This is a genomic window from Streptomyces sp. NPDC000941 (assembly GCF_053599555.1).
This window is the reverse complement of the sequence record NZ_JBSFMM010000097.1, coordinates 12,718-27,504: the sequence shown is the minus strand read 5'-3', so window position 1 is coordinate 27,504 and position 14,787 is coordinate 12,718. Positions and strand designations below refer to the sequence as shown.

Genomic DNA, 14,787 nt, shown 5'->3' with positions numbered 1-14,787 from the left:
GGTCACGCCCTCAACTCCACCCCTTCGAGTGACTGTTCGGAACCGGGAACTCCATCCATCCCCCGTCGGCCAGCCCCCCGCGTTCCCCTGCACGCTCGATCACCTGTCCCTTGCCGGCCATTGGCACATGCCGCCTTGAGGTATCGGGCAGCTGACGGTCCAGATCGCCAAGGATCGCGGCGCGCACGTCATCGGCACAGCCCGGCGGACCAGGCACGGCGGCTTCCTTGGGGAGGTCCTGCCGCTACAGGAAGTCGCCAAAGCACGCGAGTTGAGTGAGTCCGGCCGGGTCATGGGCAAGATCGTGCTGACCGTTCGGTGACCGCTGACGTACGCACGGTGCCGAAGAGGAAGAGGGCGAGACCACGGGAGAGCGGCATGACTTCTCATGACATCCCAGCTGCCACGCACGAAGGACGGCTGTACGCGCACTTCCTGGACGACGGGAAGGGCGCCGGGAAGGGCGCCGGGAAGGGCGCCGGGAAGGGCGCCGGGAAAGACGACGGGAAGGGCGCCGGGAAAGATGGCGGGGAAGACGGCGGGGACCGGGAAGGCGACGCGGGCCGAGAACTGACACTGGCGGAACGGATACGGCAGCGGGTGCCCAATGTCGGCCTCATCGCCCGCAATCAGCGCCGATTCATGTTGCGGGCGGTGCGTACCGTCGCCCAGCAGTACGGCATCCGGCAGTTCCTGGACATCGGCTCCGGGCCGGATCACGCACCGAACGTCCATGAGGTGGCGCAGGCCGTCGACCCGGCCTGCAAGGTCGTCTACGTCGACCGGGACGAGGCGGTCATGGCGCAGGCGTCGGCCAGGTGGCAGGGGGACGCCCGGGTCGGCTGCCTGATGGCCGACGTGCGCGATCCCGAGTCGATTCTGCGCTCCCCGGTCGTACGGAGGACCATCGACTTCGGCCGGCCCGTCGGACTGTTCCTGGCCTCGGTCTTCCTGTTCGTCCGAGATGAGGACGACCCGGCCGGCATTATCGAGCGGCTGGTCGGGGAGCTGCCGTCCGGCAGCTATGTGGTCTTCTCGCAGGGCACCTACGACTATGACGGCGACCGGCGCACCGTGGAGCTCCTGACCGCCCTGTATGCCGAGGGCGGTATCACCGTCACACCGCGTGACAGGGTCACCATCGCGGGATTCCTGGAACGTGCCGGATTGGAGATCCTTGCTCCCGGCATCGTCGCCACCAACCATTGGCGGCCGGACGCGGACGCCCGGCCGGGTGACGAGGCCGACTCCTGCATTCACGCGGCCCTCGCTCACAAGCCCTGAGCGCGCTGCCGACCGTGCCCCGTCGATCACTACCGGTCGCCCTCGGGTGACGCACTCGACCTGATCAGGCCTCGCGGATCAGACGCTCACACCGCGCGGGACCGTGGCCCGCAGTTCCCTCACCAATGCACGTACGACCGCGGATCCGGCCAGCTCGGAGGTGGTGACGTAGCCGACCTGGCGTGTCGGGCGCCGGGGGCCGAGATCGGCGATCTCGATCGAGTTCGGTGCTCCGGCCAAGGAGAGCGCGGGCATGATCGCCATTCCATGGCCTCCGCTCACCAAGGCGAGCACCGCTCCATCGTCCTCGGCCTCGATGGTCGCCGTCGGGATCCAGTCCTGTGCGGCCCACCAGTCGCGGGTGTACGAGCCACAGTTTTCGGCCCAGTCGACCAGCGGAAGCGAGCGTGGGGCGGTGTGTCCCGCCGCGTGCACTAGGGCGTATGGCTCCTCGAAGAGTCCGCGTGCGACCAGACCCGGTGGAAGCGGCGCAGAGCCGCCCAGCGTGGCGATGGCTATGTCGGCTTTCCCGTCAGCCACTTCGCCCGCGGTGCCGCGCCCCACCTCGCGTACGATCCGCACTCGCGGCTCGATCCCGGGATGCCGGGCGCGCAGCTGTTGGAGGACGGGCGGCAGCAGGTGGAGGGCCGCGCTGCGGAAGGCCGCGATCCGCAGTGGGCCCTCCGCCGCGCCGGACCGGGCCGCACCGCGTGCCTCGGCGGTCAGGAGGTCCAGCAGGCGCAGGATGTGGCGGGCGTGTGCGACGGCCTTCTCGCCGGCGGGGGTGGGGCGGGCGCCGGTGCGGCCGCGTTCGAAGAGCATGGCACCGATCTTGCGCTCGCTGCCGCGTACGGAATGGGAGACCGCTGACTGGGTCAGGCCAAGTGTCCCGGCCGCGGCCGAGAAGCCGCCGGTGTCCGCGACGGCCACCAGGATGCGCAGTTCGTGCGGGGCGAGGTCGGAGTCGGTCGTGCGGGCCACGGGGCGCTCACCTCAATGTATGAGAACTGCTCATGGAACGGGGTGCCGCATGAGCCCAACCTGCTGCCCACCACGAGCATTCCCGCCCTACGGTCCGGTCATGAACGAGACCGCGCTCACCGTGCACCAGACCGCCCGCCCGCACGGCTTTCCCACCGCCGAGCACTTCGTCTTCGTCGAGTCCACGCTTCCCGACCCCGCGGTCGGCAGCGCGCTGGTGGAAAACCTCTACTGGTCCGTCGACCCCTATCACCGCGAGATGATGGACGACGTGCCCGGCGGCTTCGCGCTCGGCGCGCCGTTGGAGGGCCGGACCATCGGGCGGGTCATCGCCTCGCGCACGCCCCGGCTGGCCGAGGGTGAGATCGTGTTCCACCGGCAGGGCTGGCGTACGCACGCGGTGGTCACGCCCGAGGAGATCCGGCGGCTGCCCCACTTCGACGGGGTGCCCCTGACCGCGTACCTGAGCATCCTCGGCGGCACCGGCCTGACCGCCTATGTGGGCCTGACCAGGATCGCCCGGCTCCAGGAGGGTGAGGACCTGTTCGTGTCGGCCGCGGCCGGCGGGGTGGGCACGGCGACCGGGCGGTTCGCCCGGCTGCTCGGCGCCGGCCGGCTCGTGGGCAGCGCGGGCTCGGCGGCGAAGGCCGGCCATCTCATGCGGGAGGTCGGCTATGACGCCGTCTTCGACTACCACGACGGGCCCGCCGCCGCCCTGCTCGGCAAGGCCGCACCGGACGGCATCGACGTGTTCGTCGACAACGTCGGCGGCGAGCAGCTGGCCGCGGCGGTGGGAGCGCTGCGCGAGTTCGGGCGCATCGTACGCATCGGCACGATCAGCCAGTACAACACCCCCGACGCGCCGCCGCCGCGCTTCGACCACGCGGACATCGTGGAGAAGAGCATCCGCATGGAGGGCTTCCTGGTCAGCAACTACCGGGACGTGCAAGAGGAGTTGTACGAGTTTGCGGTACCGCATCTGCAGAGCGGGCGGCTCGCTCTGGACGAGACGGTGGTCGACGGGTTCGAGTGCATCGTGGACGCGTTCCTGGGAATGCTGCGCGGTCACAACACCGGCAAGATCATTGTGCGCGACCGCACGCAAGCCCCGTGAAGCGGCCGGCGGCCTGCGCGCACGGCGGCCTGCGCGCCCGGTACAGGCGCGCAGGCAGCCGGGTCAGGGGCTCAGCCGTCTTCGCCGGGTGGGGTGCCGCAGCTCGGGCCGCCTGGGCCGTCGAACTGGACGGAGCTGAGGAAGTCCCGGTAGTCGGGGAAGAGATTGCCCTTGCCGGTGGGGCCGGAGGAGGTGACGACCGTGCAGCCCGTGTAGTTCGCGTCGGACCACAGGTAGATGGTGGAAGAGGTCCGGTTCCAGTCCGACTTGGCACGGTCGTTCATGCCGAGCGCCGCGAGGTCCGGTGTGCTGCCCTTCAGCTGGATCATGTCGCCGGTGCCGTCGAGGCCCGAGAACATGCAGTAGTAGCCGTCAGGACACCGGTCGTACCCGTCGGCCGCGGTGGCCGCATGGGCCGTGGTGGCCGGCAGTGCGGTGGCGGCCGCGAGGGCTGCCGGCACGAGCAGGGCACGGAACGTGTTCCTCATCTATTTTGCCTCCTTGGCCCGATCGGGCCCGATTGGGCCCCATCGGGTGATGCGCCGAACGAACGGGACAAGACCCTAGGGCGGGCCGGGCCGTCAGCGCACCCGAACGGCCGTCAGCGACCGCTTGATGACAGGAGTCAGGCGTTGCTCCACGAAGCGGTAGAGCAGCCAGGCGAGGAACAGCATCACCAGGATGGTCAGGGCGAAGGTGCCGTACGAGGGGATGTTCAGCTTCTGGTGGAGCACTTCGACCACCACCCAGCCCAGGTGCTCATGGACCAGGTAGAAGGGGTAGGTGAGCGCGCCCGCGAGGGTGAGCCAGCGCCAGTTGGCCCAGTGGAACTTGCCCAGGGCGATCAGGGCGACCGCCAGATAGCCGAAGGCCACGATCGCGACGATGCCGAGCGTGGAGCGGTAGGAGAAGAAGGAAGGATTCGGCGCGTGCCACAGCTCGGCCACCGCGTAGTGCTGGCCGATGAGGAAGCTGAGGCCGACGATGCCCCAGGCCAGGGCGTCATGGCCGTAGCGGTGGATCAGGTAGATGCCCATGCCGCCGATGAAGTACGGGGCGTACTCCGGCATCAGGACCAGCTCGAGGAAGGGCTGGTTCGCGGCGTCCGCGAGGGCGGCGCCCAGGGTCCATACGGCGCAGAAGAGGATGACGCGTTGGCGGTTCGCGCCGGGGAGGACGACGAAGAGCGCGAAGAGGGCGTAGAAGCGCAGCTCCGCCCAGAGGGTCCAGCACACGCCCAGTACCCGGTCCACGCCGATGGGCTGCTGCAGCATCGTGAGGTTGACCAGCGTGTCGCTGGGCGAGACCGACTTGAACGCGACCCAGGGGAGCGCGAAGACGGCGGTGACGATGAGGATCGCGGCCCAGTAGGCGGGGTACAGCCGGGAGACGCGGGAGGCGAAGAAGGAGCGCAGGGGGCGGCCCCAGCCGCTCATGCAGATCACGAAGCCGCTGATGACGAAGAAGATCTGGACGCCGAGACACCCGTACGCGAAGTAGGTCGAGGCGGTGGGGAACTGCTCGCGGGGGGAGGTGCCCCACGCCTGGCTGATCTCCCCGCCCCGGCCGCCGTAGTGGTACGCGGCGACCATCAGGGCGGCGAGCAGCCGCAGCCCGTCCAGGGCGCGCAGCCGTACGGGCGCGCCGCGCGACGGGCGCGAGCCTTCGGGGGAGGGCGCGGGGGTCTGCGGGAGCGCGGGGGGCAGGGGGCGCGCGGCGGTGGGGGACGCGGGGGACGCGGGGGATACGGGGGAGTCGGCGGGGGATATCGCGGATATCGGGCCTGTGTCGGCCGACTCCTTGCCCGCGTCGTCGGACGGGCCGCCGCCCTGGCCCGTGGACGAGGGGGCGGGTGCGCCTGCGGTCGCGGTCACGAAGCCACCTCGTTCCGCGTCGCCCCGTTCAGTGCCACCCCGTCACCCTCAACGCGTATTCGGCCGAGCTCTCTGCCCGTGGTCATGATGCCGTTTCCGTTTCTTCGCACTCGTCGACTGTCTGTTCCGTACGGTGTCTGTCCCGTACGGCCCGCTCAGTTCCCCCGGCTCACCCGGCTCCCCGGCTCACTCGGCTCCCCGGCCCGCTCAGTTCCCCCGGCTCACCCGGCTCCCCGGCTCACTCGGCTCGCCGGCTCACCCCGTGGCCGCTCGCTTCAGCGCCGACCGCTTGAGCGCACGCGCCCGGCGTGCGACCCGGCGCACGGTCTCGTTGCGCGGGATGAAGGCGAGCTGGGACGGGACCGCGCCGGGCAGGGCGAGCGCCGTCAGGCGGCGGCGCTTGAAGTAGCGCCAGGTGTGCGAGTCCAGATGGGTGCCCAGATAGCGCTCGGCGGCCGGACGCAGATTCGGGTAGATCTTCGCCTGCATGGCGAAGCCGACGGCGGCGACCAGCCCGGTCAGCCGCTGGCCGGTGCGCTCGTCCGTGGGCGGGGCCCACGCGGCGACGGCCTTGTGGTCCTCGAGGTCGGGCAGCAGCGCGTCGACGATGGTGACGGGCACCCGGTTGCTGTTCTGGTAGGGGGTCAGCCGCTCCAGCAGCACCTCGGTGCCGATCCGGGCGACCGGCAGCCCGTAGAAGACGCTCGCGGTGAGCAGCGCGGTGGAGAAGCAGCCGATGACCAGGGCCGGGGCCATCCGCTGGTACAGCACCTCGGCGAGGACGGGCGTGTCCATGACGGTCAGCTCGGCGCCCAGCTCCGCGGCCTTCTTCTCCAGCATCCGCGACCAGCGGGCCGGCGCGGTGGGGTGCGGCTTGAAGACGACGCTGCGGTGGCCGAGGGCCACGGCGCCGCGCAACATCCGTACATGCAGCTCTTCCTCCTCCTGCGGAGTGAGGATGTCGAGCGCGGAGAGGTACTGACCGAGCATCAGGGCCGGGCCCACGCCGGTGGCGATCCGCTCGCTCGCGGAGATGACGCCGCGCGGGGCCGCGTCGCCGATCTCGGCGAGCACCTTGGTGAAGACCTCGGTCGGGATGACCTCCGCCGTGACGCCGAACTCGGTGAGCAGCAGCGGCCGCAGGCCCGGTACGAGGTCGAGGTGGAGCAGTCGGCGGATGCGGGTGCCGAGCAGCGGGTCGAGCTTGTTACGGGTGGGGCCGTAGCTCATCAGCCCGTCGGCGTAGACGTCGATGGGCGCGCCCTGGAAGACACTGGCGATCGCCATGGCCGGGTTGACCTGGATGGACTCCAGGACGATCTCGATGTCGTCGTCGTCGAGGTTCCACAGCAGCCGCAGATGGCGCTCCCACAGCGGGGCGTCGTCGGCGCGCGGGGACCAGCCGCCCGGGTGGAAGGGGCTGATCGTCTCGTTCCAGGACAGGATGCGGTCGAAGCGGCCGCGCAGCCGCTCGAAGCCCGGCATGTCGTCGATGGCGGGCGTGGTCTCGGGCGTCGCGGCGTTGTTGCTGATGAGCAGCAGGCGGCGGTCGGCCGGGCCGATGCGCTCCGAGTCGATGGCGGCGGCGATGGTCGCGGCGCCGTAGAGCGTGGAGGCGAGGAAGATCTGGGTGCGCTTGCGCACGGCGCGGGGGCGGTGGGCGGGGAGGGCGGACATCAGGCCGCCACCTCCGTCCCCGGACGGCGCTTGAGCCGGCGGAGCCGGGCGGCGCGCTCGTAGTCCATCGAGTCCAGCGCTTCTTTGAGTACGTCCTGTGGCATGCGCTTCAGCGCGGCCGCGGACATGGAACGCAGTTTTTTGGCCACGGCCGGCTCGAACCTTTCGATGTTGCCGAGATGGTGGGAAATGATCGCGCAATAGGTGCGCACGGCCTTCGGGAGAAGGGTGTCCGCGTCCTGGTCCTGGGCCGTTTCTTCGATTACCTGATCGAATGCGCGAATGAAGTCGAGCTGTCGTACGTCGCCGATCTGGGTCAGCGAGGACGCGACACCGCGCCGGTAGAAGACGCCGAGCAGGCCGACCACCGCGAATGAGCGCGCCTCGCGATGCAGCTTCCAGATCCAGGGGCGGTCCTCGGCGGTGCGCAGACCGTGGGTGAAGTGCAGCAGGCCCTGGTCGGCGAGGCGGCGGTGGTAGATGCCGGCCCAGGCGTAGGCGTAGTCGACGGAGGTGGAGCGGTCGGCGGGGAGGATGACGTCGCGCGGGTTCATGACGACGTTGCGCAGACCGTGCGGCACGCGCTGGATCGTCCGCGCCCGGCCGGTCACCTGGACGTGGTCGGTGCGCAGGAAGTCGCAGTCCAACTCCTCGATGGCACCGAGCAGTTGCTCGTAGTAGCCGGGCGCGAGCCAGTCGTCGCCGTCGAGGAAGGTGATGTACTCGCCGCGGGAGGCGTCAAGGCCGGTGTTACGGGCGGTGGCGAGCCCGCCGTTCTGCTCATGCCGCACATAGACGGCCCCCGGAAGATCGCGCTCGGCGCGCTCCAGGATCTCCGGCGTCCCGTCGGTGGCACAGTCGTCGACGAGAATGAATTCGAAGTCGTCGCGCGCGTTGGCGCGCAGACTTCTCAGCGTATCGGGGGCATAGGTCTGCACGTTGTAGAACGGCACGATGACGGAGAGCTTAACCACTCGCGTGACGCTAGGTCGCCGTCTGGCATTCGTCTTGACGAGGGGTGTACGTAAAGGTGAACGAAGGACGTCAGGACGGTTAACCCGCCGTCCTTGTCAGAACATCTGCACGGTTTGCCGGGTGTTCCGGCCGGGCTCCTTCAGGCTTCCCTGAGGCTTCCCGACAGCTTCCCGACGGCTTTCCGATGGGCTGCCGTCGGCTCTCGTCGGCCGATTCGCCAATCGTCGACGTGCTGTTAACCCTTTGTTGCTCTTGTGTTGGGCCGTGAATCGAAATCCCTTCCTAGCGTCAGCGTCGTGCCCTCACGTACCAATTCCCCCCTCCGAGTCGCCGTGCTCGCGGACTCCGACACCCGGTGGAAATGGGGTGCGCTCACCGCGCACCGCCTCGTACCGGATGACCTGGACTCCGCCTCCGCCCGCCGCCTGGACGGCTTCCTGCTGCGCGGCCGGGCGACGCCCACCGTCCGGCAGCTCGCCGAGGTCGGGGTGCGCGCGGACTCGCTGCGCGAGGTGACGGGGGTCGAATTCGTCTCGGCGGTGGACCGCGAGCGGTACGACGTGATCGTGCTGTCCCTGGTCGGCGGCGCCGTCCAGGCCATGCTGCACGGCCTCGCCCGCGCCTGGGAGGGCGCCGAGCGCCGGCCCGTCGTGATCACCGGCTATGTGGGCGTGGTCTACGAGAAGCTGGCCGACGGCCTGCTGCTGCGCCACGGCGCCGACGTCGTGCTCGCCAACTCCCGCCATGACGCCGAGCGGTTCCGCGACGTCTACACGGGCGTCGGCGCCTCGGCGGACAGTGTCGTGGAGTGCGCGCTGCCGTTCCTGGGCGGCGCCCCGTACGACGCGAAGGCGCGCGAGGGGCGCGCGTATCCCGGGGGCACCGTGGTGTTCGCGGTCCAGCCGTCCGTCCCGGACAACCGCGCCGACCGGATGTATCTGCTGCGCCGCGCCGTGGAGCACGCCCGGGCGCACCCCGACCGCGAGGTCCTGGTCAAGCTGCGCAGCAAGCCCGGTGAGCACACCACGCATATCGAGGAGCTGCCGTACCAGAAGCTGGTCGGCAAGCTCGGCGACGACGTGCCGAAGAACTTCCGCCTCGCCTACGGCAACATGGGCGAGGTCCTGGACACCACGGACCTGCTGGTCACGGTCAGTTCCACGGCCGCCCTGGAGTCCCTGCACCGCTCCATCCCGACCGCCGTCCTCACCGACCTCGGGGTGCGCGAGGTGCTGGGCAACCACCACTTCCTCGGCTCCGGCTGCCTCGCATCCTGGGACCAGCTGGACGCGGGCCAGCTGCCCCGGCCCAACGCCGACTGGGTGAGCCGCCAGGGCGTCGCGGCCGACGGCGCGTACGAGACGGCCTTCGACGCCGCGCGGGAGCGGGTCGCCGAACTGGCCGCGGCGGACGAGCTGCCGCCGCTCGCCCCCTACTACACACGGGCCACCGCGCCCGGCTATCTGCCCGCGAGACTCGCCCGCTACGGCTTCGAGCCGGACGGCCGGCCCCGGCCGGGCGCGGCGGCCGGGGACTCCGCGCAGGTCAGCGGGTTCCGGCGGGTCGTACGCAACACCATGCGGGAGGCGGCGCGGGGCGCCTACCGGCACGGCGTCCAGCGGGTGGCGCCGGTGATCCGGCGGATGGGGGAGCTGTGAGCGTCGCGCGCGCGGCCGCCGGGCCGCACCTGCCCCTGATGGCCGCACCTCTGTGCCGCGCGGGCGGCAGTTCCCGCGGCGGAGCCGCTGATGTGACGAGCAGCCGCTGCCGTGGCGGGGCGAACGGGTGGTTGCGGTGAGCGCTCAAGAGAACCCCGAAGGCGCAACGAAGCGAGGCGCAGAAGGCGCCGAAGGCACTGAAGGAGCCGCCATGTCCCCCTCCGACCGGCGTGTCGTCGCCGTCATTCCCGCCCGTGGCGGTTCGAAGGGCGTGCCCGCCAAGAACCTCGCCGCCGTGGGGGGCGTGCCGCTCGTCGCGCGTGCCGTGCGGGAGTGCCTGGCCAGCCGCCTGGTGACGGACGTGGTCGTCTCCACCGACGACGCGGGTATCGCCGCCGTGGCGCGCGGCGCGGGCGCGGAGGTCGTGCAGCGGCCGACCGCCATCGCGGGCGACACCGCGACCAGCGAGGCCGCCGTGCTGCACGCGCTCGACACCTACGAGGCGGCGCACGGGATCAGCGCCGAGGTCGTGCTGCTGGTGCAGTGCACCAGCCCGTTCATCGTCCGCGAGGACGTGGACGGCGTCGCCGAGGCGGTGCTGGACGGCGGGGCGGACACCGCGCTGACCGTGGCCCCGTTCCACGGCTTCGTCTGGCGGGACGCCGAGGACGGGACGACGAGTGACGCGGGGCCCGACGCGGAGACAGCAGCCACGGCCGACGGCGGGTACGGCATCAACCACGACAAGTCGTACCGGCCGCGCCGCCAGGACCGGCCGCAGGACCTGCTGGAGACCGGCGCCGCGTACGGGATGCGGGTGGAGGGCTTCCGCGCCGAGCGGCACCGCTTCTTCGGCCGCACCGCCCTGGTCCGTACCGACGCCGCCCGCGTCCTGGAGATCGACGACCCGCACGACCTGGCGCGGGCCCGCGCGCTCGCGCCGCTCCTGGACGCCCCGCGCCCCGGTGCGCTCCCCACCCGTGACGACATCGACGCGGTGGTACTCGACTTCGACGGCACCCAGACGGACGACAAGGTGCTGATCGACTCCGACGGACGCGAACTCGTCGCCGTGCACCGCGGCGACGGGCTCGGGATCGCCGCCCTGCGCCGCGCTGAGCTGGCGCTGCTGATCCTGTCCACGGAGCAGAACCCGGTCGTCGCCGCACGCGCCCGCAAGCTGCGGGTCCCCGTGCTGCACGGCATCGACCGGAAAGACCTCGCACTGAAGCAGTGGTGCGAGGAGCAGGGCATCGCGCCGGAGCGCGTGCTCTATGTCGGCAACGACGTCAACGACCTCCCGTGTTTCGGCCTCGTCGGCTGGCCCGTGGCGGTCGCAGGTGCGCACGACGTCGTGCGCGGCGCCGCACGCGCGGTCACCTCCACCCCCGGAGGTGACGGTGCGATCCGCGAGATCGCCTCGTGGATTCTTGGAAAGGAACTGTCTTAAGTGAGCTCCAACAATCGCCTCCGTCAGCTCGGTGACAAGATCGCCGGCCCCGGCCACCCGGTCTACGTCACTGGTGAGATCGGCATCAACCACAACGGCGACCTGGAGAACGCGTTCAAGCTGATCGACGCCGCCGCCGCCGCCGGCTGTGACGCGGTCAAGTTCCAGAAGCGCACCCCGGAGATCTGCACCCCGCGCGACCAGTGGGACATCGAGCGGGACACCCCCTGGGGCCGGATGACCTACATCGACTACCGGCACCGCGTCGAGTTCGGCGAGGACGAGTACCGCGCCATCGACGAGCACTGCAAGAAGCGCGGGCTCGCCTGGTTCGCCTCCCCGTGGGACACCGAGGCCGTCGCCTTCCTGGAGAAGTTCGACGTCCCCGCCCACAAGGTGGCCTCCGCCTCGCTGACCGACGACGAGCTGCTGCGCGCCCTGCGCGCGACCGGCCGCACGATCATCCTGTCGACGGGCATGTCCACCCCGAAGCAGATCCGCCACGCGGTCGAGGTGCTGGGCAGCGACAACATCCTGCTCTGCCACGCCACCTCGACGTACCCGGCCAAGGCCGAGGAGCTCAACCTGCGCGTGATCAACACGCTGCAGGCCGAGTACCCGAACGTGCCGATCGGCTACTCCGGCCACGAGACCGGTCTGCAGACCACCCTCGCCGCCGTCGCGCTCGGCGCGACCTTCATCGAGCGCCACATCACCCTGGACCGCGCGATGTGGGGCTCCGACCAGGCCGCCTCGGTCGAGCCGCAGGGCCTGCAACGCCTGGTCCGCGACATCCGCACCATCGAGGAGTCGCTGGGCGACGGCGTCAAGAAGGTCTACGAGAGCGAGCTCGGGCCGATGAAGAAGCTGCGCCGGGTCGCGGGTGTGGTCGCCGAGGGCGAGACCGCCGCGGCCGACCGCGAGCCCGCCGGAGTCTGAGAGGCCAAGGAGCCGTCAGCCGTGAACTCACCGGCCGGTCAGCCCGGCCCACGCCCGGAAGCGGCGGGTCCCCGTGACTCCGCGGGGGCTGCCCGCCGCTTCCGGGCCCCGTCCCGGGACGGCGCCAAGCGCGCCGAGCGCCCCGGTCCCACCGGTCCCGGGGGCACCCTGGCCTTCGTCGAGAGCCCGGTTCAGCTGCTGAACGTTCTGGAGTGGGCGTACGCCGACGGGGGTGACCCCGAGGCGCTGACGGTCGTGGTGCTGTCGCCGCACGACCCGATGACGCGCGGCCAGCTGCGCCGGATGGCGGAGCTCGCGCGGGACGAGGGCATCGCGGTGCGGTGGGAGGAGGCGCGCGGCGGGGCGGGCGCGCCGCTCAAGACCATCGGGGGGCTGCGCGGGCCGCTGCGCCGCGCCGACCGGATCGTCATCGGCGATCCGTTCTCGCGCTATGTGCAGCTGCTGCTGATGCTCACCCGCGCCCAGGACCTGGTCGTCGTCGACGACGGCACGGCCACCATGGAGTTCGTCTCCCAACTGGCCAGCGGTGAGCCCCTGGTGCGCTGGCACCGGCGGGGCACCGGCCGGGGCGCGCGCGAGATGGTGTTCGCGCCGGTGTCGGCGACCGCGCGCCGCCGGCTCACCCCGGGCGGAAACCGGCGGGTCGAGGTGTTCAGCTCGATGCCCGTCGAGCCGCCCGCCGGGGTGACCGTCACGGCCAACTCCTTCGCCTGGACCCGGGACCGCTTCGGCCCGCCCACGCTCACCCGCGGCACCGACCTGGTGGGCACCTCCCTGGTGGAGACCGGGGTGGTCGATCTGGAGCGCTATCTGGAGGCGGTGGCCTCCCTGGCCCGTACGCACGGGGCGACCCGCTATTTCGCGCACCGCCGCGAGAGCGCGGAGAAGCTTCACCGGGTCGCGGGCGAGATCGGGCTTGAGATCGTACGGCCGGACCTGCCGCTGGAGCTGATAGCCCGCCGCGGCCCCATCGGCCATACGATCGTCAGCTTCCCGTCGACCGTCGTGCACACGCTTCCGCTGGCGCTCGTGGGCACCGGGGTCAAGGTCGCGGTCTGCGATGTGGACCCCGCCTGGCTGCGGAGCGACGCTTCGCCGCGCGCCCAGGGGTTCCTGTCGGGGGTCACGGGCACGGCCCGGGACGCGCACCGGCTGCAGTCGATGCCCGCGGTCACGCCGTAAGCGGTCATGCCGTAAGCGGTCATGCCGTAAGCGGTCAGGAAGGGAGGGCCGCCGACCACATCCTGAGATGGTGGCGGCAACTTCCTGTCAGGGGTTCACCTGTACGCCATGTGGCGCTCGTCACTACCAGGCGGTGATGAAGGGGCCTGGTATACCCCCTGACTAGGGAGATCATGCGCAAGGGGTGGCAGTTTCCTGTTCCCGAACGGGTTGAAGTTTTGTTGATCGACATCCGGTCGCCCCACCAGCCGTTCTACGCTTGATCGGGTGAAGCAACTGATGTCCCCCGAGACCGATTCCGTCATCGCCACCGTTGAGGCCGAGGTCCTCGCGCTGCCCGGCAGGCTCCCCGATGAGCTGCGGACGGAACTGATCGCCTTCCGGCGGGACATCCACATGCACCCGGAGCTCGGCAACCGCGAGTTCCGCACCACCGCCGCCATCAAGGCCCGGCTGGAGCAGGCCGGTCTTGAGCCCCGCGTACTGCCCGGCGGCACCGGCCTCATCTGCGACATCGGCACGGCGGCCGGTACTGGCACGGCGGCCGGTACTGGCACAGCTGCCGGTACTGGCACGGCGGCCGGTACTGGCACAGCCGCCGGCACAGGCACAGCTGCCGGCACTGGCGCGCTGCCCATGCTGGCGCTGCGCGCCGATATCGACGCGCTGCCCATCCCGGACACCAAGTCCGTGCCTTACCGCTCGACCGTGCCCGACCGGGCCCACGCCTGCGGCCATGACGTCCACACCACCGTCGTCCTCGGCGCCGGTCTGGTGCTGGCGGAGCTGGCCCGCGAGGGCCGGCTGCCGCGCCCCGTACGGCTGCTGTTCCAGCCCGCGGAGGAGGTGCTGCCGGGCGGTGCGCCCGATGTGGTCGAGGCGGGTGTGCTGGACGGCGTCGGCCGGATCCTGGCGCTGCACTGCGACCCCAAGGTCGACGTGGGCCGGATCGGGCTGCGTATCGGCGCGATCACCTCCGCCTGCGACCGCCTGGAGGTCTCCCTCGACGGCGCGGGCGGCCACACCGCGCGCCCCCACCTCACCACCGATCTGGTGACGGCCGCCGCGAAGGTGATCACGGAGGTGCCCGCGGTGCTGTCCCGCCGCGTCGACACCCGCTCGGGCCTGGCCGTCACCTGGGGCCGGGTGGAGTCGGGCCACGCCTGCAACGTCATCCCGCAGCACGCCGAGCTGTCCGGCACCGTCCGCTGCCTGGACCTGCCCGCCTGGCGCGAGGCGCCCGATCTGGTGCACGCCGCGGTCGACGAGATCGCGACCCTGCACGGCGCCAAGTCGGAGATCAACTACGTCCGCGGGGTGCCGCCCGTGGTGAACGAGGAGAGCTCGGTCGAACTGCTGCGCCGTGCGATGGAAACCCGCCGCGGATCGTATGCGGTCGAGGGCACGGAGCAGAGCCTCGGCGGCGAGGACTTCTCCTGGTACTTGGAGCAGGTGCCCGGCGCGATGGCGCGGCTGGGCGTCCGCAGGGTCGGTGACACGGCCCGGCGTGATCTGCATTGTGGCGATTTCGACGTGGATGAGGGGGCCATCGACGTTGGTGTGGAGCTGTTCACCGCCGCTGCTCTGCTCGACTGAGCCGCGACTTTGCCTGAATGACATGTCCCGGAGACC

At 71.0% G+C, this 14,787-nt stretch carries 12 protein-coding genes; 7 read left to right on the top strand and 5 right to left on the bottom strand.

All coding sequences use genetic code 11. From position 1 onward, the window contains the following. The first annotated feature begins 378 nt into the window (after positions 1-378). Complete coding sequence (locus ACWDSL_RS28320; protein ID WP_450490064.1) at positions 379-1,284, top strand: SAM-dependent methyltransferase; 906 nt, start codon at positions 379-381, stop codon at positions 1,282-1,284. Between the two features lie 78 nt (positions 1,285-1,362). On the opposite strand, the gene ACWDSL_RS28315 is transcribed toward ACWDSL_RS28320, so the two are convergent. Beyond that, positions 1,363-2,265, bottom strand: coding sequence for a LysR family transcriptional regulator (locus ACWDSL_RS28315; protein ID WP_450490062.1), 903 nt, complete (start codon positions 2,263-2,265; stop codon positions 1,363-1,365). 100 nt (positions 2,266-2,365) lie between these two features. Here ACWDSL_RS28315 and ACWDSL_RS28310 point away from each other — a divergent pair, with 100 nt between their 5' ends. Beyond that, positions 2,366-3,379 carry an NADP-dependent oxidoreductase gene (locus ACWDSL_RS28310; RefSeq protein WP_450490060.1) on the top strand — a complete coding sequence of 338 codons (1,014 nt, stop codon included), beginning with the start codon at positions 2,366-2,368 and terminating at the stop codon, positions 3,377-3,379. A 71-nt stretch (positions 3,380-3,450) separates the two neighbouring features. Here ACWDSL_RS28310 and ACWDSL_RS28305 read toward each other — a convergent pair whose 3' ends face one another. The 4 genes from ACWDSL_RS28305 to ACWDSL_RS28290 all read right to left on the bottom strand — a co-directional run bounded on the left by ACWDSL_RS28305 (position 3,451) and on the right by ACWDSL_RS28290 (position 7,904). Beyond that, positions 3,451-3,867, bottom strand: a complete 417-nt coding sequence (locus tag ACWDSL_RS28305) for a peptidase inhibitor family I36 protein (RefSeq protein ID WP_450490059.1) — start codon at positions 3,865-3,867, stop codon at positions 3,451-3,453. A 93-nt stretch (positions 3,868-3,960) separates the two neighbouring features. Beyond that, a complete protein-coding gene (locus ACWDSL_RS28300; RefSeq protein WP_450490094.1) occupies positions 3,961-5,085 on the bottom strand; it encodes an acyltransferase family protein in 1,125 nt (374 codons plus the stop codon). A 423-nt stretch (positions 5,086-5,508) separates the two neighbouring features. Further along, positions 5,509-6,930: an alpha-2,8-polysialyltransferase family protein gene (locus tag ACWDSL_RS28295; RefSeq protein ID WP_450490057.1), complete on the bottom strand. Its 1,422-nt coding sequence runs from the start codon at positions 6,928-6,930 to the stop codon at positions 5,509-5,511. Beyond that, the gene (locus ACWDSL_RS28290; RefSeq protein WP_450490055.1) at positions 6,930-7,904 is read right to left on the bottom strand and encodes a glycosyltransferase family 2 protein; all 975 of its coding nucleotides are present in this window, start codon (positions 7,902-7,904) and stop codon (positions 6,930-6,932) included. Before ACWDSL_RS28290 ends, ACWDSL_RS28295 begins: the two co-directional genes overlap by 1 nt. A 297-nt stretch (positions 7,905-8,201) precedes the next feature. Between ACWDSL_RS28290 and ACWDSL_RS28285 the strand changes: the two genes are divergently transcribed. The 5 genes from ACWDSL_RS28285 to ACWDSL_RS28265 all read left to right on the top strand — a co-directional run bounded on the left by ACWDSL_RS28285 (position 8,202) and on the right by ACWDSL_RS28265 (position 14,751). After that, entirely contained in the window at positions 8,202-9,563 is a 1,362-nt protein-coding gene (locus ACWDSL_RS28285) for a DUF6716 putative glycosyltransferase (RefSeq protein ID WP_450490053.1), read from the top strand. 211 nt (positions 9,564-9,774) lie between these two features. Then, entirely contained in the window at positions 9,775-11,013 is a 1,239-nt protein-coding gene (locus ACWDSL_RS28280; protein WP_450490051.1) for a cytidylyltransferase domain-containing protein, read from the top strand. Then, positions 11,014-11,952, top strand: a complete 939-nt coding sequence (locus tag ACWDSL_RS28275; protein WP_450490050.1) for an N-acetylneuraminate synthase family protein — start codon at positions 11,014-11,016, stop codon at positions 11,950-11,952. Positions 11,953-11,973: 21 nt separating this feature from the next. Further along, positions 11,974-13,155, top strand: a complete 1,182-nt coding sequence (locus tag ACWDSL_RS28270) for a hypothetical protein (RefSeq protein ID WP_450490048.1) — start codon at positions 11,974-11,976, stop codon at positions 13,153-13,155. A gap of 279 nt (positions 13,156-13,434) precedes the next feature. Further along, entirely contained in the window at positions 13,435-14,751 is a 1,317-nt protein-coding gene (locus ACWDSL_RS28265; RefSeq protein WP_450490092.1) for an amidohydrolase, read from the top strand. Positions 14,752-14,787: the final 36 nt, after the last annotated feature.

What these genes read in the sequence shown, in the direction of transcription:
- ACWDSL_RS28320 (WP_450490064.1), top strand. Translation starts at nt 379, where the DNA reads ATGACTTCTCATGACATCCCAGCTGCCACGCACGAAGGACGGCTGTAC.
- ACWDSL_RS28310 (WP_450490060.1), top strand. Translation starts at nt 2,366, where the DNA reads ATGAACGAGACCGCGCTCACCGTGCACCAGACCGCCCGCCCGCACGGC.
- ACWDSL_RS28305 (WP_450490059.1), bottom strand. Translation starts at nt 3,867, where the DNA reads ATGAGGAACACGTTCCGTGCCCTGCTCGTGCCGGCAGCCCTCGCGGCC.
- ACWDSL_RS28295 (WP_450490057.1), bottom strand. Translation starts at nt 6,930, where the DNA reads ATGTCCGCCCTCCCCGCCCACCGCCCCCGCGCCGTGCGCAAGCGCACC.
- ACWDSL_RS28280 (WP_450490051.1), top strand. Translation starts at nt 9,775, where the DNA reads ATGTCCCCCTCCGACCGGCGTGTCGTCGCCGTCATTCCCGCCCGTGGC.
- ACWDSL_RS28265 (WP_450490092.1), top strand. Translation starts at nt 13,435, where the DNA reads ATGTCCCCCGAGACCGATTCCGTCATCGCCACCGTTGAGGCCGAGGTC.